At 60.4% G+C, this 22,890-nt stretch carries 15 protein-coding genes; 4 read left to right on the top strand and 11 right to left on the bottom strand.

Annotation, left to right across the window (positions count from 1 at the left end; all coding sequences use genetic code 11):
* Positions 1-5 precede the first annotated feature (5 nt).
* From ureC to GR183_RS12835, 5 genes are all read right to left on the bottom strand, one after another.
* A complete protein-coding gene (gene ureC / locus GR183_RS12855) occupies positions 6-1,715 on the bottom strand; it encodes an urease subunit alpha (RefSeq protein WP_160776051.1) in 1,710 nt (569 codons plus the stop codon).
* Complete coding sequence (locus GR183_RS12850) at positions 1,715-2,023, bottom strand: urease subunit beta (protein WP_160776050.1); 309 nt, start codon at positions 2,021-2,023, stop codon at positions 1,715-1,717. Before GR183_RS12850 ends, ureC begins: the two co-directional genes overlap by 1 nt.
* A 9-nt stretch (positions 2,024-2,032) precedes the next feature.
* Positions 2,033-2,335 (bottom strand): urease subunit gamma, encoded by a 303-nt coding sequence (locus GR183_RS12845; RefSeq protein WP_160776049.1) that lies wholly within the window; start codon positions 2,333-2,335, stop codon positions 2,033-2,035.
* Between the two features lie 25 nt (positions 2,336-2,360).
* Positions 2,361-3,239, bottom strand: a complete 879-nt coding sequence (locus GR183_RS12840; RefSeq protein ID WP_160776048.1) for an urease accessory protein UreD — start codon at positions 3,237-3,239, stop codon at positions 2,361-2,363.
* Between the two features lie 209 nt (positions 3,240-3,448).
* Positions 3,449-5,617: a mechanosensitive ion channel domain-containing protein gene (locus GR183_RS12835; protein WP_208999849.1), complete on the bottom strand. Its 2,169-nt coding sequence runs from the start codon at positions 5,615-5,617 to the stop codon at positions 3,449-3,451.
* A 409-nt stretch (positions 5,618-6,026) separates the two neighbouring features.
* Between GR183_RS12835 and GR183_RS12830 the strand changes: the two genes are divergently transcribed.
* The gene (locus GR183_RS12830; protein ID WP_160776046.1) at positions 6,027-6,227 is read left to right on the top strand and encodes a dodecin family protein; all 201 of its coding nucleotides are present in this window, start codon (positions 6,027-6,029) and stop codon (positions 6,225-6,227) included.
* A 71-nt stretch (positions 6,228-6,298) separates the two neighbouring features.
* On the opposite strand, the gene fdhF is transcribed toward GR183_RS12830, so the two are convergent.
* From fdhF to GR183_RS12815, 3 genes are all read right to left on the bottom strand, one after another.
* Positions 6,299-9,118: a formate dehydrogenase subunit alpha gene (fdhF, locus tag GR183_RS12825; protein WP_160776045.1), complete on the bottom strand. Its 2,820-nt coding sequence runs from the start codon at positions 9,116-9,118 to the stop codon at positions 6,299-6,301.
* Positions 9,115-10,794 carry an NAD(P)H-dependent oxidoreductase subunit E gene (locus GR183_RS12820; protein ID WP_160776044.1) on the bottom strand — a complete coding sequence of 560 codons (1,680 nt, stop codon included), beginning with the start codon at positions 10,792-10,794 and terminating at the stop codon, positions 9,115-9,117. Before GR183_RS12820 ends, fdhF begins: the two co-directional genes overlap by 4 nt.
* A gap of 83 nt (positions 10,795-10,877) precedes the next feature.
* Positions 10,878-11,804 (bottom strand): LysR family transcriptional regulator, encoded by a 927-nt coding sequence (locus GR183_RS12815; protein WP_160776043.1) that lies wholly within the window; start codon positions 11,802-11,804, stop codon positions 10,878-10,880.
* A gap of 877 nt (positions 11,805-12,681) precedes the next feature.
* Here GR183_RS12815 and GR183_RS12810 point away from each other — a divergent pair.
* Together GR183_RS12810 and GR183_RS12805 are read left to right on the top strand one after the other, a co-directional pair.
* Positions 12,682-14,013, top strand: a complete 1,332-nt coding sequence (locus GR183_RS12810) for a YcaO-like family protein (protein WP_160776042.1) — start codon at positions 12,682-12,684, stop codon at positions 14,011-14,013.
* A 22-nt stretch (positions 14,014-14,035) separates the two neighbouring features.
* A complete protein-coding gene (locus tag GR183_RS12805; protein WP_160776041.1) occupies positions 14,036-16,129 on the top strand; it encodes an AfsR/SARP family transcriptional regulator in 2,094 nt (697 codons plus the stop codon).
* A gap of 68 nt (positions 16,130-16,197) precedes the next feature.
* Here GR183_RS12805 and GR183_RS12800 read toward each other — a convergent pair whose 3' ends face one another.
* Positions 16,198-16,590, bottom strand: coding sequence for a hypothetical protein (locus GR183_RS12800; RefSeq protein WP_160776040.1), 393 nt, complete (start codon positions 16,588-16,590; stop codon positions 16,198-16,200).
* A gap of 36 nt (positions 16,591-16,626) precedes the next feature.
* Positions 16,627-18,174 carry a peroxidase family protein gene (locus GR183_RS12795; RefSeq protein WP_160776039.1) on the bottom strand — a complete coding sequence of 516 codons (1,548 nt, stop codon included), beginning with the start codon at positions 18,172-18,174 and terminating at the stop codon, positions 16,627-16,629.
* Between the two features lie 479 nt (positions 18,175-18,653).
* Here GR183_RS12795 and GR183_RS12790 point away from each other — a divergent pair, with 479 nt between their 5' ends.
* Positions 18,654-20,138 carry a sigma-54-dependent transcriptional regulator gene (locus GR183_RS12790; protein WP_202396078.1) on the top strand — a complete coding sequence of 495 codons (1,485 nt, stop codon included), beginning with the start codon at positions 18,654-18,656 and terminating at the stop codon, positions 20,136-20,138.
* Between the two features lie 16 nt (positions 20,139-20,154).
* Here the strand turns inward: GR183_RS12790 and GR183_RS12785 are convergent, their stop codons facing one another.
* Complete coding sequence (locus GR183_RS12785; RefSeq protein ID WP_160776038.1) at positions 20,155-22,710, bottom strand: cation:proton antiporter; 2,556 nt, start codon at positions 22,708-22,710, stop codon at positions 20,155-20,157.
* Between the last annotated feature and the right edge of the window lie 180 nt (positions 22,711-22,890).

Raw genomic sequence — 22,890 nt, 5'->3', positions numbered from 1 at the left:
GGTCCTTAAAACAGAAAATATCTCTGCGCCATAGGCAGGACGGCTGCCGGCTCGCAAGTAAGCAATTCGCCGTCCGCGCGCACTTCATATGTTTCCGGATCGACTTCGATCTTCGGCAGGCTGTCGTTCAACACCATGTCGCGTTTCGTCACCGATCGCGTGTTGTCCACGGCCAGAACCTCGCTCTCAAGGCCGAGCTTTTCGGCGATGCCCGCCTCGACAGCCGCTTGCGAGACGAAGCTGACACGGCTGCGCGTGAGCATCTTGCCGAAGCTTGCGAACATCGGCCGGTAGTGAACGGGCTGAGGCGTGGGGATCGACGCGTTCGGATCGCCCATCGGTGCGGCGGCGATAGAGCCCATCTTGAGGACGAGATCGGGCTTTACGCCGAAGAAGGCCGGCGACCATAAAACCAGATCTGCGAGCTTGCCGGTTTCGACGGAGCCGATGTGCGCCGACATACCGTGGGCAATGGCAGGGTTGATCGTGTATTTGGCGATGTAGCGGCGGACGCGGAAATTGTCGTTGTCGCCGGTTTCATCCGGCAGAGGCCCACGCTGCCGCTTCATCTTGTCCGCCGTCTGCCATGTACGGATCAGCACCTCGCCAACGCGGCCCATCGCCTGGCTGTCCGACGCGATGATCGAAAAGGCGCCGATGTCGTGCAGGATATCCTCCGCCGCGATCGTTTCCTTGCGGATGCGGCTTTCGGCAAAGGCGATATCTTCCGGGATCGACGGGTCGAGATGGTGGCAGACCATCAGCATGTCGAGATGTTCGTCGACCGTGTTTACGGTATAGGGCCGCGTCGGATTGGTGGAGGAGGGAAGAACGTTCGCCTCGCCGCAGACCTTGATGATGTCTGGCGCATGGCCGCCGCCCGCTCCTTCGGTATGAAAGGCGTGGATCGTCCGGTTCCTGAAGGCGGCGACGGTGTTTTCGACAAAGCCGGACTCGTTCAGCGTGTCGGTGTGGATCATCACCTGAACGCCGGTATCGTCGGCAACGGAAAGGCAATTGTCGATGGCCGCCGGCGTCGTGCCCCAGTCCTCGTGCAGCTTGAGCGCGCAGGCACCGGCCCTGACCTGCTCCAGAAGGCCATCGGGCAGCGATGCATTGCCCTTGCCGGCAAAGGCAAGGTTCATCGGGAAAGCTTCGGCAGCCTCCAGCATGCGCGAGATATGCCAGGGGCCGGGAGTGCAGGTGGTCGCGTTGGTGCCGGTCGCGGGGCCCGTTCCGCCGCCAAGCATCGTGGTGACGCCGGAATAAAGCGCCTCGTCGATCTGCTGCGGGCAAATGAAGTGGATATGCGCATCGAACCCGCCGGCGGTCAGGATCTTGCCTTCGCCGGCTATGGCCTCCGTGCCTGGGCCGACGATGATGTCCACCCCCGGCTGCGTGTCGGGGTTGCCTGCCTTGCCGATACCGGCGATGCGTCCGTTCTTGAGGCCGACGTCGGCCTTGTAGATGCCGGTGTGATCGACGATCAGCGCGTTGGTAATCACCGTGTCGACAGCGCCATCCGAGCGCGAAAGCTGGCTCTGGCCCATGCCGTCACGAATGACCTTGCCGCCGCCGAATTTCACTTCCTCGCCGTAGGTTGTCAGGTCTTTTTCAACCTCGATGAAAAGTTCCGTATCGGCAAGTCGAACCTTGTCGCCGACGGTCGGGCCATACATTGCGGCATAAGTGTCGCGGGAAATGCGTGCCGGCATCAGTCGAGTTCCCCCATGACCCTGGCGTTGAAGCCGTAGATGGTGCGCGCTCCGGCGACCGGAACCAGCGTGACGTCGCGCGTCTGGCCGGGCTCGAAGCGGACGGCGGTGCCGGCGGCGATGTCGAGGCGCATGCCGCGCGCCTTCTCGCGGTCGAAATCGAGTGCCGGATTGGTCTCGTAAAAATGGTAGTGGCTGCCGACCTGAACCGGACGGTCGCCGGTGTTGGCGACCGACAGGGTTACGGTCGGCTGGCCTGCGTTAAGCTCGATTTCGCCGCTTGCCGTGATGATTTCGCCGGGGATCATGACACGCTCCTATCTGATCGGCTCGTGGACGGTGACGAGCTTCGTGCCATCGGGAAAGGTCGCCTCGACCTGAACGTCGTGGATCATTTCCGCAACGCCTTCCATCACCTGAGCACGGGTAATGACCTTCGCGCCATCGGCCATGAGGTCGGCGACGGAACGTCCATCGCGCGCGCCTTCCACCACGAAATCGGTAATAAGCGCGATGGCTTCGGGATGGTTCAGCTTGACGCCCCGCTCCAGCCTGCGGCGGGCGACCATGGCGGCCATGCTGACCAGAAGCTTGTCCTTTTCCCGGGGGGTGAGGTTCATCGTTCGCCTCTTTCCTTCAATCTATTCATGTCATCCAGACGCGCGGCAAGCCTTCGCCGCCACGCAGCTTCTCCAACACAGGCCTGAGCGCCGACCGCAGAGACTGTCCGTCCGGCGCCAGGAAGCGGGCAAGGACGACGCCATCAAGATCTGTGCAGCCGAATGTAATGCTCGAACCGGGATGGATATCGCGCAGCAACGCGCATTTCGCTTCGCTGTCCGGCCCTGCGTAAAGAAGCGTCGCGAAGGCGCGGGCTCCGTTTCCGCACCCCGGCCGGTCGAGCTTTGCCTCGATATCTCCGCAAAGGGAAATACGGTCGATAAACAAAAGCTCGCCATCGCGTTCAATTCGCCAGCTGTCGCTGAAGCGCCCGGAACGTACCCTCTCGCCCATGGCGGGCCGTCCGAGGATAAACGCCTCGAGCCCCAGGAAACGGGCGGAACCTTGCAGATGGACGGTTGCTTGGCGTGTCAGCCGGCCACCGTCGAACAGGATCGTCTCCTGGGGGAGCCAGTGCGCGATGGCTTGATCCGCGACGCGCAAGGTGTTGACGACTTCCGCATTTCCTTGCCGGGCGCGGTAGATCCGTTCGCATGCCTGTGTCGTGATCGTCGCGTGAGAGGATGTTTGCCAGCTCGCGTCCACGGAATACCTGTCGCCATCGGTCAGGCCACCGGACGTGTTGATGAGAACGGCCTCAGGCCCGGCGTTACCGATGCGCGGCAGGCGCACCTTGCAGCAGCCCGCCTGATAAAGCTCCCCAAGAGCGCTTCGTTCCCCCCGCTTCTTAAAGGAGATGCGCGCCTCGCCAAAAGCGCGCTGAAGCGCGGGCACGGCCGTCGCTGCCGTGTCCCGTTCTTCAGGTGCCTGTTCTCCGGCGATTTTGATGGCCGCTTGCTGCATGCGCTCCCCGATCTGTCGCGGTGTTCCCGCTTATTATCCTCAACCCGGGGCATGTTGAGCAAATTTCTTGCCGGTTCCAAGCTACCGCTGCGAGTTCAAGCTATCCGTTCCGAATTCCCGATGCAGGCGCGGGGATCTGCAGCACCTGTACGTGCGATTTGCATAATTTTGGCTCGATATGCCCAAAAAACAGGCGGAGCGCCTTATCGCTATTGATGCGCATCCTCTTCCGCGGGCGATGCATCCTCCACGCGGGGTTCCTTGATTGTGCCGGACGCGCTTCCTTCCTTTTCCGGTAATCTTGCCTCGGCGTTTTCTTCGGAAAAGCGAATGTGCGCCGGCGGAGCCTTGCCCTTTTTGTCCTCGCCAAAATAGATCGTCTGATGCGGGAAGGGGATCTCGATACCGCGTTCGTCGAAAACCTTCTTCAGGATCCCGTTGTAGGCGCGGCCGATCGCCCATTGCTTGCCAGGCCGCGTCTTTATGCGCGACCGAAGGACGACGGCGCTGTCACCAAGGGCCTGCACACCGAACCATTCCATGTCGCCCAGCACTTCGTGAGAATATTCCCGGTCGTCGCGCAATATTTCGAAAGCGTCGAACATCGCCTGACGCGCCTCGTCGTGGTCCTCGCGGTAGGCAACCCCCATGTCGCAGACATGGTAGGCATAATCTCGCATGAAGTTCGTCACCATATCCACCGAGGAGAAGGGAATGATGTGATAGGAGCCATGCACGTCTCGCAGGCCAACCGCACGGACCGAAAGCTTCTCCACGGTGCCGGTCATGCCGCCGACGGTTATGACGTCGCCCACGTTGATTGCGTTGTCGAGCTGGATGAAAACACCGGTGATGATGTCCTGCACCAGTTTCTGCGCACCGAAACCGATCGCAAGGCCGAGAACGCCGGCCGAAGCGATGAGGGGCGCGATGTTGATGCCGATCTCCGAAAGGGCGAACATCAGCGTCATCACGATAATGGCGATTGTCGCCGCGTTCTTGAGCAACGTGAGAAGCGTCTGTTCCCGTGCCGACGGTACAGTGCCGAACTCCGGATTGGTGCGGTAGTCCACCCAGGAGGACAACGCCAGCCAGACGGCAAAAGCCACGATCAGGATCATCGCCACGGTAACAAGCGCGGAGGTCGCACGCACGCCGATCTGGGATTGCAGCCAGCCGGTCGCATCGATAAGGCCGATGGTGTGAAGGGCGAACACGGTGACGCCGATCAGGATCATGAACCTCAGTACGGTCAGCGCCTGGGGGATGAAAGTGTTCAGCCGGCGCTCGAGGAGCGGCAGGCGCTCGTTAAGCGATTGCGGAAGCTCTATGCCGCGGCTGACTGTTCCGGCTATCCAGCCCGAAAGGGCAAAGCCTACGATGAAGCCCGCAAGCACCTGAAAGCTGGCGTATAGCACCGGGATCAACACGCCGCCCGGTTGGGCGAGCACGATCGCGGCCAGAAACGCAAGATAGGCGAGTGCCCCCCAATGCCAGCGCCTGGCGAGCGCGCGCAGGAAACCGCTTCGCACCATGCCTTCGGATTTCTCGATGAGCCAAGCGGTTACCTCGCGGCGGAAACGAAGGGTCATCGTTGCCGCGACACTTATTGCGGCGAGCGCAAGCAGCACCGAGACGGCACGCCCGGCCGCGAAGGAGACATTCTGGTTGAAGATCGGCACGACGAGCAGTTGCCCGTAACCGAGAATGGAGATGATGGCGGTAAATCCACGCGTCATGGTTCTTGCGGCCGCATCGCCGACGGGAATGAGGCGAAGGTCGCCGGTCGTCGGCGACAGCACGAAGCGAAGTGCAACCTTGATGAGTTCGACGATCAGGAACGCATTCAGGTAGAGCGTCTGTCGGATGCCGATCGAGCCGAATTCGCCGAAAAACAGAAGCGTGATCAGATAACCGCCCGCCCAGGCAAGGATGACGACGCCAATGTCTATGACAGTCGATCCCAGCGCGAGCGCGAGTGTCTTCAAAGCATCGTAGGACGAGGCTACCCGGCCGATCGACTGGTAAATGCGCTTTGCCAAAGTCCTGAGGGCGATGAAGATCGCGTAGGTCGTGATGATGACAAGGGCAAGGTCTTTCAGCGCATCGAGGATCACGCCGATCTGGTCGCTGTCGAGCGCGGAAAGCGCTGCCGGTGCGCCCTTCAGGTGCTGCCAGAAGGAATGTGCCTGTGCGAGCGCGGTTTCGGAGGCTTGCTGGGTATAGTCGGCGATCTTCCGGCCGAACGTCAGCGGCACTTCCTCGATCTTTGTTGGCCCGGCGTCCTTTGCCGTATCTCCGCTGGTCGCGGCTTCCAGGCTCTCTATCAGGACCTGACGTTTCTGGTCGTCCCGCAGCACGTCAATGAATTGCTGCATGACCTCGCCGTCACTCACATCCTGCTCTTGTTCGCTGGATGACTGGGTGGGCAGGAGTTGGGCGTGCGCGACGCCCGGCAATGAAAAGGACGCAAGAAACCCTACAAGCAATGAAAAAAACAAGATCTTTGCAAAGCCGGATTTTCCGCTAGTTCGTGGCGATTGCATCATTTTTCCGCTGAATTCGATCTGGTTGCCATTAGATTTAACTTATTAGAGCCGTCGCGTGACGAAATTTTAGCGAGTGGATTTGTGCTCCTTGGCGCAGTTGCGCCGAAGCGGATTTTGAGATCTGTCACGGCGCGCTGTTGCCGAACAGAACCTTGCACAGTTACGATCAGCGTTTGGAACTGGATGACGAAGGTAAAGTCGCAGAGCAGGGCCGGGGGACACTCGAAAGGAGAGCGCCATGTCCATGCTGAAGGTGATCGAAGTTCTTGCCGAATCCAACAAGAGCTGGGAAGACGCCGCGCAAAACGCGGTTTCGGATGCGGCGAAAACGGTACGCGGCATCAAATCGATCTACATCAAGAATTTCGAAGCGTCCGTCGACGCCAACCAGATCAAGACCTATCGCATCAATGCGAAGATCTCATTCACGCTTGATTGAGCATCGAAACCGTGACCGGCCGGAGTGATCCCGCCCGGTCACGGGCTAAACTGACTACGGTCGCTTATAGACTATTCCGCCGCTTCCGCCTTCAACTGATCGACGCGAACCGCGCAAAATTTGAATTCCGGTATCTTGCCGAAGGGGTCAAGCTGCGGGTTTGTCAATCGGTTGGCCGGCGCTTCAACGAAGCAGAAGGGAACGAACACCATCCCGTCCGCGACCTCCCGGTCTTCGCGCAGGAGAGCGGTGATCGAGCCGCGCCGTGTGGTGACCGTGACAGGTTCGCCCGCCCGCAAATCCTGCTTGCGGATTTCGTGCGGGTTCATGACGGCAATCGCTTCCGGCTCTATCGCCGACAGCATTGCGGAGCGCCGTGTCATCGCGCCGGTGTGCCAATGTTCGAGCAAGCGTCCCGTGGTCAATACCAGCGGATATGTGTCATCGGGGACTTCGTCCGGCGGGAGCAGGTCGGCCGGAACGATCTTTCCCTTGCCTGATTTTGTCGGGAAGCCCCGTGCAAACAGGATTTCCGTCCCTGGACCGTCGTCCGAGGTCGCCGGATAGGTGACGCATTCTTCCCTGAGCAGCCGCTCCCAGGAGATATGGTCGAGCGAGGGCATCATCGACGCCATCTCGGTGTAGACTTCGCCGACATCGGCATAGTTCCAGTCAAGCCCGATCCGCCTGGCGATCTCCACGATCAGTTCCCAGTCCTGGCGCGCTTCGCCCGGAAGGTCGAGCGCCGGACGGCCAAGTTGCACCTGTCGATTCGTATTCGTGAAGGTGCCTGTCTTTTCCGCATGGGCGGAAGCCGGCAGCACCACATCGGCATGCCAGGCGGTTTCCGTGAGGAAGATATCCTGCACGACCAGATGATCGAGCTTGGCCAAGGCCTCGCGGGCGTGAATCTGGTCGGGATCGGACATGGCGGGGTTTTCGCCCATGATATACATGGCGCTGATCTTGCCTTCATGGATCGCATCCATGATTTCAACGACGGTCAGACCTCGTGCCGGATCGAGCGTCCGGCCCCAGGCATCCTCGTATTTCGCCCGGATATCAGCATCTTCCACGGACTTGTAGTCCGGAAAGACCATGGGAATGAGCCCCGCATCGGACGCGCCTTGCACGTTGTTCTGCCCGCGCAAGGGGTGAAGGCCCGTTCCGGGACGCCCCACCTGTCCGGTGATCAGCGCAAGCGCGATCAGGCAGCGGGCATTGTCCGTTCCGTGGACATGCTGCGAAACGCCCATTCCCCAGAAGATGATGGACCGCGGGCTTGTCGCATATTCCCGGGCGACGGAGCGCAACGTATCCGCTTCGATGCCGCAGACGGCGGCCATGGCTTCGGGGGAGAAATCCTTGACCTTCTCCTTCAGCGCCTCGAAACCCTCCACATTCGCCTGGATGTATTGCTCGTCGTAGAGATTTTCCTCGATGATCGTGTGGATCATCGCGTTGAGCATCGCGACATCGGTGCCCGGCTTGAATTGAAGGCCGTATTTCGCATGACGCATCAGGTTCTGGCCGCGCGGATCCATGACGATCAGGGTCGCGCCACGCTTGGCGGCCTGCTTGAAATAGGTTGCGGCAACGGGATGGTTCTGCGCGGGTCTTGCGCCGATGACGATCATGCAGTCGGCTTCATCCGCCGCGTTGAACGGTGCGGAAACAGCGCCGGATCCCACCCCTTCCATCAGGGCGGCGACGGACGAGGCATGGCATAGCCGCGTGCAGTGGTCGACATTGTTGGTGCCGAAACCCTGGCGCACGAGTTTCTGGAAAAGATAGGCTTCTTCGTTGGAACCCTTTGCCGAGCCAAAGCCGGCAAGGGCGCTCCCGCCGCGACTATTGATCGTTTTCGACAGGCCGAGGGCGGCATGATCCAGCGCTTCTTCCCAGCTTGCCTCGCGAAATACCTCCCACGGGTTTGCCGGGTTCAGCATCATTGCGCCGTCCTTTGGCGCATCGTCACGGCGGATCAGCGGCTTTGTCAGCCGTTGGGGATGGCGCACGTAGTCGAAACCGAAGCGGCCCTTTACGCAAAGCCGGTTTTCGTTCGCCGGACCGTTGCGCCCATCCACCTGAACGATCTCGTCATCCTTGACATAGACGCGCGTCTGGCAACCGACGCCGCAGAACGGGCAGAGTGTATCCACCACCTTGTCGGGGTAGATCGCGCGCTTTCGCGCATCATTGTCCATCAGACTTTTTTCGAAGAGCGCTCCCGTCGGACAGGCCTGAACGCATTCCCCGCAGGCAACGCAGGTCGAAGCGCCCATCGGGTCGGAAAGATCGAATATCGGGCGCGTTTCCCCGCCCCGGAAGCCCATGCCAATGACGTCATTGACCTGAACCTCGCGGCAGGCGCGCTCGCAAAGTCCGCAGGCGATACAGGCGTCGAGATTGACGGCGATCGCCGGATGGCTCGCGTCGATCCGCGTTTCACGCAGGATCAGGCCATGTTCGCGGTCGGACCCGGCAGTATCAGCCTCGCCAAATCGGCTCGAATAGCGAGAACCGGCAACGCCTACGCGGTCGGACCATTTCCAGAAGTCGGCTTCAGGATCCGGCGCGGTATCCTTCTGTGGCATGTCGGCGATCAGAAGTTCGAACACCATCTCGCGCGCCTTCGAAGCACGTTCGCTCGCCGTGGTGACGTTCAGGCCTTCGGCAGCTTTCCTCTGGCAGGAGGCGGCAAGAACGCGTTCACCCGCGATCTCCACCATACAGGCGCGGCAATTGCCGTCGGAGCGGTAGCCCGGCGCGTCCTTGTGGCAGAGATGGGGAATCGCGATTCCCTCGCGCTTGGCGACTTCCCAGATGCTTTCGCCGGGGTTCGCCTCGACCTCGCGGCCATCGAGCGTAAAGCGGATCTTGTCGCTCATCGGCCTGCTTCCTTCTGCATTATCTTGAGAACCGAACGAACTGGGTTCGACGCGGCCTGGCCAAGTCCGCAGATCGAGGCATCGCGCATGACCTGCTCCAGGTCGGCGAGAAGGCCGTCGTCCCAATTGTCCGCCTCGAGCATGGCGACCATTTTCTCAGTGCCGGCGCGGCAGGGCGTACATTGACCGCAGCTTTCGTGCTTGAAGAAACGCAACAGATTGAGCGCGGCCTTCTTGAGATCGTCCTTGTCGGAAAGGATCACCACCGCGTGGGAGCCAACGAAGCCGCCGTGCGGTTCGAAAGTTCCGAAGTCGAGCGGCAGATCGCCCATGGATGCCGGAAAGATGCCTCCGGATGCGCCGCCGGGCAGGAACGCACGGAATTCATGGCCTTCCGCCATGCCGCCGCAAGCCTCGATCAGTTCATCGACCGACGTGCCGGCGGGAACGATTTTCACGCCCGGTTCGGCAACCCGGCCCGAAACGGAAAAAGAGCGCAGGCCCTTGTGACCTTCCTTGCCCTGATCCGCGAACCAGCCGGGCCCTTTTTCCGCGATCGTCCTTATCCAGTGGAGCGTTTCAACATTGTGATTGAGCGTCGGACGGCCGAACAGGCCAACCTCTGCAATGTACGGCGGACGATGGCGGGGCAGGCCGCGCTTGCCTTCGATCGATTCGATCATGGCGCTTTCCTCGCCACAGATATAGGCGCCAGCGCCGCGGCGAATCTCGATCGGGCAGAGATCGCAAAGCCCGGCTTCGGTGAGCGCCTCGACCTCGCGCCTCAGGATTTCCAGGACGCCCTGATATTCGTCGCGCATGTAGATATAGATGCGCTCCGCCTCCACCGCCCATGCGGCGATAAGCGCTCCTTCGAGCGTTCGGTGCGGATCGCGCTCAAGATAGTAGCGATCCTTGAATGTGCCTGGTTCGCCCTCGTCACCGTTCACGGTCATCAGGCGCGGCCCGTCGAAGGAACGAACGATCTGCCACTTTTTGCCGGCGGGAAAGCCTGCTCCTCCCAGCCCGCGCAGCCCGGCGTCAGACAGCATATCGATAAGCTCTTCCGGCGTACGCTCGCCTTTCAGGCAGGCCCCGTAAAGCGAATAGCCGCCCTCAGCGCGGTATTGTTCAAGGTCGATGTAGCCGGGAACGACCGCGCCGGTCGCGTTGTCTTCAATGATCTGGCCGATGGCATCGGCGGTCGCATAGCCGACCTCGCGCTGGCCGACGCAAGCTGACGGCGCTTCCGCGCAGCGCCCCTGGCACGGCGCGCGCACGATGCGCACGTTGGCCGGGTCGCAGCCGGCCTCCAGTGCTGCGACAAGCTCGTCGGCACCTGCCAGTTCGCAGGAAAGCGAGTCGCATACCCTCACCGTTACGGGAGCCGGCGCTTGCTCGTCATCCTTCACTATATCGAAGTGATGATAGAAGCTTGCCACTTCGAAGACCTCCGCCTCCGAAAGGCGCATTTCCATCGCGAGCGCCTTAAGGTGAGCCGCGCTTAATTGGCCGTGACGGTCCTGAATGCGGTGCAAATATTCGATCAACAGATCGCGTCGGAGCGGCTCATCGCCGAGGAGGTCGCGCACGTCCTCGACCGCGTCCTCGCTCAATTGCCGTCCCTTCGGACGCGACGACTTCTTTATGATGTCCGCCCGGCTGCCTCCAAGCATTGCCTTCGATCCTCCCGAATTGGCCGGAAGCCAAAAAAATCTTTAAGTAACCAAATGGCAAATCGTATTTGCCGATCACTCGATCATGTCGGGTTATCAGACGCAAGGTCGGATTCGGCGATGCAGGCGGCAGCGTGAGACCAGAGTGCCGCGACGAGGGGCAAAAGCGGTACGCGCCGTGCCGCGATCAGGCCGATAACCGGCGGTGCGGCAAGCTCCGCGAGATCGCGCCGCGCCAGTCCGTCCATGCAGACCATGTCGGCCATCGTCCGGGGAAGGATCGCCGCGACATCGCCTGCGCTTGCCCGGCTCACGATCGCGAGGAAACTGTTGGCTTCGAAGCCGACGTTCGGCTCGACGCCTGCGGCTGCAAACGCGCGATTGAGAATGCGCCTGTTCTGCATGTCCGGCGTCATGAGCGCGAGGGGGACACCCGCAAGGTCTTTCCAGTCCAAGGGTATCGTGCCGTTCCCCGGAAGCTGGGCCGTGCCGACAAGACAGTATCGCTCTCTCGCGAGAGGGAGTGTCTTCATGTCAGGATTGGGCTCGGTGTTGAGATAGGTAATGCCGGCATCGAGCGCGAATTCCTTCAGCCCCTGTTCGATCGCGCGCGAAGACAGGCTGGATGCGCGCAGGCGAATGTTCGGGTGAACGGTGGAAAGCGAGGAGGCAAGCCGGCCGGCGAGCGGCGTTGCGGTCGGAATAACGCCGATACGAAGGAGCCCGCTCAGCGTCTCGCCGGATTTGGCATCCTGCACCAGTCCGTCGACATCGTTCAGAAGCTGCCTGGCGCGCGCGAGCACTCGCTCGCCGGCAGCCGTGAATCCTTCGAAGCGCCTGCTTCGCTCCACGAGCGGTGTTTTCAGGGCATGCTCCATTTTTCGGATGCGTGCGGAAAGAGCGGGCTGGGACAGGTTGCAGGCATCTGCTGCTTTGGCGAAATGACGAAAATCGGCCAAGGCCACCAACACCCTGAGATCGGCAAGATCGATCGGTGGTATGGAATTCAATTCGCTGGATCCCTGATGCGAAGCATAGACTGGACCGTTCATAAGCTCGCCAGAGCGAATTGACAAAAGCTGTCTTGAAATAGTGCCGGAAATGTTGAAGGGAAGCCGGCGGTTTCGAGTCCACCACAGAGATCACAAGTTGTTTGTTCGAGTGTGATGAAGAAACGCCTTGATTGATTACGCAGCAAAAAATAAAAGGCCATCCATACGACCCACGCGAATGAAACGTATGGATGGCCAATTTTTTAAAAGACCTTTAATAGGACTTGGTGCTTAAATCCCGGCTCGCGCCAACAGGTTTGCGCGAATATCTTGGAAGCAGTGATTTTCGGAACATAACTGCAATATCGAACCGGTCTGTTTTCCTGAGCCATTGGCATTCAAGAAGATGGTGATACCCAAAGGGAACCGGGCCGGCGCGGGACCCGGTCAAGTTGGGTCACGTGCGTTTCCGACGGGCGATACCCACCGTGGCTTCGCAAGTGCGGAGTTGAACGGCAGCAAAGATCGGTTTCGCGAATCCTCCAATGCGCGCCTCGACCGTTCTTCTCCAGGCACCCAGTACGCTTACAAGTCGGCGTTCAACTGGAAATTCATCACAACCGGTGATTTTAATTGTCCCCCCAGTGTCGCTCCTCTGCGGAATTTCGCTCAATCGGAAAAAACGACAGGTGAATGACATCAAAAATCGCGTTATTTTTGCGTGATTTTCTCTGCGGCCATTGCATCAGGCAAGAAAGGTAGGCTTTTTTCGGAAATTGGTCATATCAGCAGGGGAATACGCAGCGTTATCTACGAAAAAGCGTGCCCGGTTGCACTTGACGTCACCTGCTATCGCGTCGCAATTGTTGAATGGGGTGGAAGGGGATGTCAGCACATGACCATGCAATCGGAAGCAAGGCAAACGCTTGTTTCCGCGGCCGATCTTGTTAGCAGCGCCAATTTTCCGGAGGCTGGCGGCCCGGGGGCGGACTTTTTGAAATGGCTCGGCGCGACGCCGGCTCTCGAGGGAGCGGACAAGCGCGACCTTGCGAAGCTCCTGCGATTTGCGGCCGGCCTCGATCGTGTTTTCGAACTGCCGGCGCCCGATGCACCGGGCCTTTCTTGTTTTGGTGCTTCAGTGTCCACTTTGGCCTATGGCACCAAAGTGGATGCAGGCACCTCCGTTTCCGGGGTCGGTCTCACCCGGCTCGCGGCGTTTCGCGCTTGTGTGGCGGAAGCATGTGAATTCGTGAGCCAATTCGAGATGCCGGACGATCCGCGCGTTCACGCTATCGAGCGTGGCGGTATTGATGCGGATGGGGTCGACGGCTGCGAGTTTCATGAATTGCGCGGGGGCGAATGCGGCAAAGCGTTGGACTGGGTGGAAACCGTCCGATTGCCGCAGGGGGCGAAAGACGCTGCTCCGGCAGATCTTTGCTGGCGCAGGACGCCCGGGCGCAGGCCCAACGGGTTGCCATATCTCATGGGGATCGGCGTTGCCGCTGGCCGCAGCCGCGAAGATGCGGCGTACAGGGCTATCCTGGAATGGGTGGAACGCGACGCGGTCGCGCTTTGGTGGAAGGGGGGACGGCGTCCAGGCGCTATCACTCTGGAAACATTGGCCGCAAGCGGCGTCGCCGAACTGCTCAAACGCTACCGCAACGGTCGCGATGACAGGTGTTCCTGGTTCTTGAACCTGACGAACGACCTTGGCATTCCGGTCGCGGCCGCACTTTCATCGGAACCTGCCGGGACAAAAGTGGCTTATGGATTTGCGGCAGGCGGATCGATGGAGGAGGCGCTGCGCGGCGCCATTGAGGAACTGCTACAGATCGAGCTTGCCGACCGGGTCGTCGCGGCTAAGCGGGCGGAACGGGGGGATCAAGGACTGAACGAGACGGATCGCAAGCATATTGCCCGTGCAGCGATGGTGCGAAGTGATTGGGTCAACCTTCAGCCGACCCGCATTTCACCTTACGAAACGGTGTCTTCGGCCAATGACGATCAGGCCGTGCGCCTCAATCTTCTCGCAACGCGCCTTGACAGTCGCGGACATGCGGTTCGCGTTATAGACTTGACCCGATCCGATTTCGATATTCCGGTCGCGCGGGCGATTGTTTCCGGGCTGCAGCCGGATCCGTCCGAACTGATTTCGAAGCGCCTGTCCCATCAACGAACACTGGCCGCTACGGACGAAATACCCGGAGACCGGGTTGAGCTCTACTGAAATGGCATTACCGGAGAACAAGGTGCCCAGGGACGAACGCAACGGGGCTGGACTGGCAGGCGGAGGTGCGGAGCTTCAGGCCACGCTGTTCGGTTTGCCGGGATTCACCGTTGCCGGACACGCGCTGAGGTTCCGTTCCCGCAAGGCCGAGGCGCTGCTTTCCTATATGTGCCTGACGACCGACGGACGCCTCACGCGCGAAATGGCGGCGGGGTTGCTCTGGGGTGAAAGTTCGGAAGACCGGGCGCGCTCGTCGCTGCGTCAGACGCTGCTTATTCTGAGACGAGAGCTGGAAGCGGCAGGTTTCGAAGGCCTTCATCCCGATAAACTCACCATTTATCTCGACAAGACGCGTGTCGCGACGGATGTCGACGCCCTGCTGGACGAGCTTGCCAAAGGTGAGAAGACACCGCCATCCCTGTTGAACGAGAAACGCCTTCCCGATCGCTTGCTTGAAGGTTTCGAGGCGCTGAACGAGGAAAGCTTCATCGGCTGGCTTCGGGTCAGGCGTCAGCACCTCCAGGACCGGTTGCGCACATCGCTTGAGGACCGTTTGAACGGGGCGCGTGACCAGGCCTCGAACCAGGACGCGGCGATAGCTCTTCTTAACCTGGATCCCACGCATGAGCCGGCCTGCCGGGCCTTGATGAACGCGCGCGCGGCCTCGGGAGACTTTGCCGGTGCGGTTAGGGCATATGAAGACCTCTGGCGTGTTCTCGACGAGGAATTCGATACGCAGCCTTCCGAGCGGACACAGGCGCTTGTCGTAAACATCAAGCTGGAAAGATACCCGCAATCGACGGAAGCCGCGGGCCGTGCGGAGGCAGGTTTCGCCGAAAGGGAAAAGCCCGCCGTCTCCCAGGCAGGCGGAGCGCAAAGGATCTCGCCCTGGCCGGGCGAGGTATGGCCGGTCATCATTGTCGAGCAGGTTCTCCAACTTGATGAACCCGCGCGCAGTATTCGCATGGCGCAGGTCTTTCGGCACGATCTAATCTCCCGTCTGGTCCGCTTTCGTGAATGGTCGGTCGTGGAAGCTGAAACCGAGGAACTCGTGCGTTCGGGAACCCCCGTCTACAAGGTATCGATCAGCAGCGTCAGTTCCCGGGAGCAGGCTTCCATTTCGGTCGCCGTGCGAAATTCACGGTCCAACGCCTACATCTGGGGCCGGGATTTCAAGCTCGATGCGGCTCAATTCTTCGAGCTGCAAGGTCAACTGGTCAGCAATATCGCCATGGCGATGAACGTCAATATTTCGGCCGAGCGTCTCGCGCAGCTTTCCAAGGTGCCGGTCGCATCATTGATGTCCTATGACCGCCTGCTCAAGGGTCAGCAACTGCACTACACCTGGAAGCTGGAGGATTCTCACCGGGCTCAGGCGATCCTCGAGGCGATCATCGAGCAGGATCCCCAGTTCGGGCCGGCATATTGCACGCTTGCGCAAATCCTGAACTCCCGCCACATAATCTTTCCCGGACAGCCGCGCACCGCGCAGAATATAGCCCGCGCCACGGAACTTGCCCGTACGGCGATAGGGTTGGATCCGTTCGATTCGCGAGCTTATCTGTGCGCCGGCTGGACGCTCGCGCTACAGGGAAACTACGAGGCGGCGGAGGAGCAGCATCGCCTTGCGCTCGATCTCAATAACAATGATCCTTGGACGGTGCTTTCGGTGGCGCATGCTTTCGCGTTTTACGGTCGCCGGGAAGAAGCGACGGTGCTGGCAAGGCAACTTCATGATGCCGGCATGCTGACCTCGCCGATCTACTGGAGCTACTTTATCGGCGTCATGTTCCTGTGCGGCGACTATGGAGCCGTGCTCGAAGCGTTTCCGCATTTCAGCGCCGGCTATCCGGGGGTCGAGGCGTGGTACATCGCTGCCCTTGCCCACACGGGCGATCTGCAGGGAGCTCGAAAATGCCTTTCGACGATGGAAAGTTATCTGGTGTCACGCTGGACCGGAGCAGACGAACCCACCCGTGAAGAGATCGCGCATTGGCTTGGTCAGTGTTTCCCGTTGAACGACAGGGAAGGCTGGCAAAGGCTTCGCGAAGGGCTCAGGCTGGCCGGGATGGACTTTCCTCCGTTCGCGGCACGCGGCAGCCTGATCGCGAACTGAAGTTGAGCGCAAGAAAAAGCCCCCGGATCCACGATCCGGGGGCAAGTCTTTCAGACGGGTTCCGGCGCTTAAGAGCAAACGGAGATCGTGTAGTCGGCAACGCGGCTCAGGAAGAAGTCGGTATGCGTCAGGCGCTCTTCCCGGCAAACCATGTCGGAATAGAAGGGGGGCGCCGGATAGGGCTCGGTGGTTCCGTTCGCATCGTTCGCCGCGTAACGTTCCAGCGATTGCGAGAAGAGTGTCTTCGGCGGCAAGCGCAGGAAGAAGATTTCGTCCGACGGCTGCACCACTTGGATGGCCTTCATGTGGCTGGGAATTTTCGCGATATTCGGGCCTTCGACCTCCGCCCTGAATTCCTCGATCGAAGCGGGCCAGGGTTTCCTGCCGGTGGCGTAATCTGCGATCAGGCGCCCGAAGGCCTTATGGTCGAAAATCTGAATGCGTTCGAGTTGCTTGGTCATCAAATAGTCTCCTTCAATGTTGCGGGTGGCTCGAAATTAGATCAATGGAATATCCGCTTCGAGAAATGTCTTGTCTTCCAATGACATGTTCTCGTCCACCCAACGGATCAGGTCTGGCATGCTCGCGGGTGTGGGCATGCCGAATATCTTCTCGGCGTCTTCGCGCGGCTCCCTTTCGTCAAATGGAACGGAGCGGCGGTGCGATAGCGCGCGATAGAAGGTTTCGGCCAAAACGACCGAGCCGAGCGGGCCTAGGCGAAAGCCGTCCTCGGCGGCTGCGGCCTCTACGAGGAAGTAGACCATCGGCGGAGGGTTGCTGATCGCTTCTTCCTTCAACTCGCCAAGGTCGACCGTCGTATCGGCTTCGATCCAACGGCGCATCGCCTCCTGCCTGATGGCCGGCGAGTTGATCCAGGGACTTGCGGCAGCGAGCTCCGGCTGGCGGTAGGCGATCTGTTCGGCAAGGGTGTCGATCTTTCGCACGCTCGTCGTCGCGCTCCTGACGAGGTCGCGATAGGCAAGCCCGGCGGGCTCGTTTTCCTCCATCGCGGGAAAAAGCGTGTCGTCATGCAGCGGCGTTTCGAAACGCGGTTCCAGCCGGCCGGAGGCGCGGGCCTCGCGAATGCCGAGGTCGAAGAAATAGGACCATGCGATGATCCAGTCGCGATTGTGCGGTGTTTTCGGCGGGTTGCGTTCCGAATTGCGCCGCAGGACGTCCATCAAGTTATGCTCGACCGGCGGTTCGCTGTTGAAGAAGTAGGATTCGCGGACCATCGCGTGTCCGGCACGGTAGGCGGCATGCGCGAATTCGGGCGTAACGAAATCGTCCCCATCGCGCGTGTCGAAAAACGGGCTGTCGTTCGCTTCATAATGCGCGACCACCTCGCCGTTCAGGAGGCGCGGCAAAAGATCCTGGCTTATGATTTGCCGGTAAACGCAGGTGAGGGCGCTGCGGACCTTGGAAAAGTTGCGGAAGCTTGCTTCCGGCGTTGCCGGGTCCTTTCCCCCTTCCAGTTTGTCCATCGCGGTGTTGTGAGCGAGCTGAAGAAGAGCGGTAAGCTGCGAAATCACGGCATTGTCGTCGTTACGCAGGTCCGCTATCAACGCAATCCCCGCGGTGTTCGCGCCTCGCGGCTCGACCAGGCGGCCGATATCGCGCCGCGGATGGCGTGCTGGGTCCGCCGGCCTCATGAAATTATCATCCGACATGCCGTCGAGGCGAAAACGCGTCCTCGGCCAGCCGATGCGCTGCGGGAGAGGCCGCCTGGTGAAAAGTTCGTAGCAGGCGGGCTCGATCGATGGCCCGTATCCGTAAAGACAATCAAGATGAAGCGGGTGGCTGCGCAGGTTTATAGGTTTTGTATCCGGTTCAAGACCCTCGTCGAGCCCGCTGTTGATTGTCAGGTCGTGGGCGATGAATTGCGCAAGATACGTGTAGCCGGCCGGAATATGCGGATTGATGTGGCCTATATTGTCGGCAAAGGGAAAGCGTGTTCGCTCGATCTTCTTCGTCAGGGCGGCGAACAGGCGTTTGGTACGAGCTTCGTCGATCTCGCCGCTGCCGTCGGCTTTTTCCACTCCCACGTATATTTCTTCCGGGACGAGTGGAGGTGTTGTGGTTTCCCCGAAGCCCGTAGCCTTTTCGGAACGCTTTTTAGCGTTATAACGGGCAATAAAAGAGGAAAGAGATTGCTTGGTCGATGCGCTGTGCATGTTCGACACCTCTTGAATTCTTGAGTGAGATACCGGCACAATGCCCGTCAAGTGAACGTTATATTAGTGTGAATACTTTTTATGTGGCGTAAATCCATCGTTATTTCTTCGTTATTTTCTCTTTTGTCTTCTGATAACTATCGCGACGTGGCAACTCTTGCGAGCTGAACAGCTCCCGAATTGGGAATAGGCAGGGTCGGGCATAGGTGCGATGCTTGGCCTTGAAGAGTGGGAGCGTTCGGCCCATACAACGCCAGGCAGCGGGCGGGAAGGTCTTGGGGATCGCGATCTCGGTCTCCTGGAACCTTCAGGCCAATCTATTCCAACCGGGAATCGCCCTGGAAGTGAAATTGACGAGAGCAACAGCCCGCATGGCAACGGCACGCGCGAAAGTCTTGCTTGTTGAAGACACGGTATCCCTCGCGGCAACCTATGCCGGTTATCTGGAGGCGGAGGCCGTGGAAATCGAAATAGCCGGAACGGCCGCCGGGGCGCTATCCGCCCTGTCGGGCCCGGCGCCGGATGTCATCGTGCTTGATGTGAAGCTGCCGGATATGGATGGTCTTGAGTTGCTCGGCAGGATCAAGGCGGATGGCGTCGCGGCGGAAGTCGTCGTCATTACCGGGCAGGCATCGGTCAATCTGGCGGTCGAGGCCATGCGCAAGGGCGCATTCGACTTCATCATGAAGCCCTTTTCGGCCGACCGGCTCAGAGTGACGGTGACGAATGCGATCAAGCATCGCAAGCTCAGCGATCGTATCGAGGAAATCGGCGAAGCATTCGACAGGGACCGGTTCCAGGGCTTGATCGGTCGTTCCTTCGCCATGCAGACGATCTATCGCGTCCTTCAAAATGCGGCACCGACGGATGCGACCGTGTTCCTCACCGGCGAGAGCGGGACGGGAAAAGAGCTTTGCGCGCGCGCACTCCACGATCTCGGCAAGCGGCGTGGCGGCCCGTTCATCACGCTCAATTGTGCCGCCATACCGCGCGACCTGCTGGAGAGCGAAATTTTCGGCCATGCCCGCGGCGCGTTTACCGGCGCCGTTTCGGAGCGAAAGGGCGCGGTATTGAGCGCCGATGGCGGCACGCTTTTTCTGGATGAGGTCTGCGAGATGGACCTCGCGCTGCAATCGAAGATGCTGCGCTTTCTTCAGGAACGCAGCATCCGGCGGGTCGGGGAAGACCATGCCCGCTCCGCCGATGTGCGCATCGTCTGCGCCTCCAACCGCGATCCCTTGCAGGAGGTGGCGAGCGGGCGGTTTCGCGAGGATCTTTACTACCGTCTGCATGTGGTTCCGGTGGAGCTTCCGCCCTTGCGTGAGCGTGACGATGATGTACTGCTCATCGCACACAAGTTCCTGAACGAATTCGCACTGGAAGACGGCAAGCGTTTCAAGGAGCTTTCTTCCGACGTCGAAGCCGCGTTCCTGAGTTATTCGTGGCCCGGCAACGTGCGCCAGCTTCAAAATGTCATACGCACGGCCGTGGTGTTGAACGATGCGGATCGGCTGGAATTGTCGATGTTGCCGGGAGAGCTGCGCGCCCTTGCAGGCGCGGGATCGGCGGGCGCTTCTGTCGGCCGGATTTCTTCCTCGCAAGCGCCGTCATCCGCCGCGGAAGCGTCGGGGCCGGAAGCGGAGCGCCGGGAGAGCGCGATCCTTCCGCTCGACCTCGTGATACGCACGGCGATAGAGCGTGCGATCGACCGGTGCGGAGGCAGCATTCCCAAGGCGGCAGCGGCCCTGAAGGTGAGCCCCTCCACGATCTATCGCAGGCTCCAGACGCAGGAAGAGACGACGGATCGGCAGCCAAGGCGCGAAAACGGGAAATAAGCCGCTTCGCGAGCCATCAATCGTGGCCCGAAGCGGCAATGGATTTTCCTTCTTCATCCGGCTCTTCGCCGAATTGGCGACTGTCCGTTCGATCCTCGTTCATCGACAGGCGTTCATTGACGACGGCATCGATGTGGGTCCGTAGATGTTCATCTCCGGACAGGAGCTGCTTGAAGTCATGGGTGGAAAGGACGAGCAGCCGGCAATAGCCGAGCGCAACCACATCGGCGGTGCGCGGCGTGCCCTTGATAAGGGCGATTTCACCGAAAACCTCGCCTCGCCCGAGCGGGATGCTCATGGACTGTGTTTTCACTTCCACGGCGCCTGAAGAGATGAAGTAGGCCGCATCTCCCCTCTCTCCCTTACGGATCAGCACTTCGCCCGGCACCGCGAAACGCGGGCGCATGAGCTTTGTAATCGCCCTGATTTGGTCAGGCGGAAGATCGGAGAAGAACGGCAGCTGTGCGGCTAGTGTTTCGGTATTGAGCCCGAGGTCGAGGCGGGGGCGCCGGTCCGCTTCCTCGCGCGCTTCGCTCACTGCGTTCTGCAGGTCGTTGTGCAGTTCGGCACCGATGACGTTTTGCTGCAAAAGAGAGCGATAGGTGTTTTCCTCGAGGCGCAGGGCCGCCTTCTTCAGGAAGCGCTGGTCCAGCCGGTCGGCATAGTCGGGATACTGCAAACGCACCGCCTTGAGCGCGAGTGCGGTCGCTTCCATGCGCTGGTCGATGATTTCGCCAAGGATTTCGCCGACACGAGCTCCAAGAAGGGGCGATATCTTCTGCGGAATGAACTCCGCGATCTCGCTTAGCACGATGTGGCTCAGCAGCAGCGTTTCATAGCGGTCGGCGATGAGGCCGGCGAGCCAGCGGTCCCGCTTGAACCATCGATGGATCGCCTGCGCCAGGCGAAAGCTTAAGGGGAAGGCGAGAATCTGGCGTGCGGCACGGTTGTATTCGAGCCGCCCGCCGGCGCGCGCCCGATCGCCCAGCCGGCCGATTTGGGCCACGAGTGTCTGTACGGACTGGGTCGAGGCTGTTCGCTCGCGGAAATGGCGAAGTACCGCTTCCCGCTCACGGTTTGTCACCGCGACGAGGCCAAGCGTAATACGGTCGCGGTCGAGAACGCCTTCCGCCAACTCGTTGGCCTGCGCGGCGGTTTCCGCGCGGGTGTGATAGGGACTTGCGACCGTCTCGGCAATTGATGGCGCAATACGATACGCTCCTGCCGCCTGCGATACGCCTTCGCGGACATCTTCGAGCGCAAGCGCCAGCACCTGGTTCCTGAGCGCGGCGTCAATCGGCGATAGCCTGTCGAGTTTCAGAACGCGGATCAGCGGCTTCAGCGTCGTGCCGTAGACGAGCAGCGTAAAGAACGTGAAGCCGGTCGCGCCGACCGTGATGAAGCTCTTGATGGCCGGGGCAAGAGACACGTGCTCGGTAATGCCGAGGGCCAGTGTCAGTGTTACGGCGCCGCGCATCCCGCCCCAAAGCATGACGACCTTGTAGGGTGTCGATACCGGCTGGCTGATGCGCAATACGCTCAAGAACGGCAGAACGCCGAAGAGTACGACCGCCCTGGCAGCGAGCGCGGCAAGGATCACCACGCCGACGAGAGCGACGTCGAACCATGTCATATCCACCATCAGGCGCGGAACGACGATGGAGGCGATAACGAAAATCAGCGATGAGGCCCAAAAGGCGATCTGCTCCCAAACATCCTGGAGATAGCTCCAGCCGTCCGGCGTAATGCGGGATGGCCCCATGACGTTGATAACCATCCCGGCGGCGACCACGGCCACGACGCCAGAGACGCCCGCAAACTGGTCGGCGAAAATGTAGATGAGGTAGGGGAAGGCGACGCTCAGCGTCACATGTGCCAGGCGGTGCTCGCGTACCAGCGGAAAGAGGCGCACCAAGAGCTGCCCGCCGAGATAACCCAGAAGCATGCCGCCGACGAAATCGTTGACGAAGGCGAGGAAAGCCATGGCAGGCTGGCGGGATTCCGTGCCGGTGAGAATTCCGAACAGGATCGCGAAGACGGCGATCGCGGCGGCGTCGTTGAGCAGGCTTTCGCCTTCCACCAGCCGGCCGAGGCGAGCCGGAGCGCCGATGTCGCGAAAAATGGCGACAACGGCGACAGGATCGGTCGTGGCGACGATTGCGCCCAGCAATAGGCAAGCGACCAGCGGCACCCCGGCAAGCGGGTAAAGCGCAACACCGATGAAGGCCGTTGCGATCAGGACGGCCACGACCGCGAGAACGAAGATCACACCGGCGTCTTCCGCCATCCGGCGCACGTCGAGCGTGAGCGTCGTCTGGAAAAGCAGGATCGGCAGGAATGTGAAGAGGATCGTCTGGGAATCGACTGGTAGAAAGACGAATATCCGGGCGATCTCGTTGAAGGCGTCCGTTTTGGTCGTGAACAGAAGCTGGGTCGCGACCGTGCCAATGGCGACACCCACGACGGCAAGCAGAACCGAAGGTGCAAGCCCGAGGCGGGCCGCAAGCGGCTGAATCAGGCTGATAACCACCAGCAGGCCGGCGACCGCCGCTATGATCAGTGGTGCTTCCATTGCACCGTCATCCAATGACTTAGCGGCAAGCGCAAGGCGAAAATAAGCCTGGACGCTCGGGTTCCCAGGGCGCATTCCATGAAAGCGCAAACGCTTTCGTGCTTGGAAATTGCTCCAATATCAATACCTTGAGCACGTCCCAGCCGTCAATTCCGGTCGGGATCCGGCGGGATGCGCTCT

The organism is Stappia sediminis, from assembly GCF_009826895.1.
GTDB classification, from domain to species: Bacteria; Pseudomonadota; Alphaproteobacteria; order Rhizobiales; family Stappiaceae; genus Hongsoonwoonella; species Hongsoonwoonella sediminis.
The sequence above is the reverse complement of the archived record's forward strand: the minus strand, read 5'-3'. Positions and strand labels throughout refer to the sequence as shown.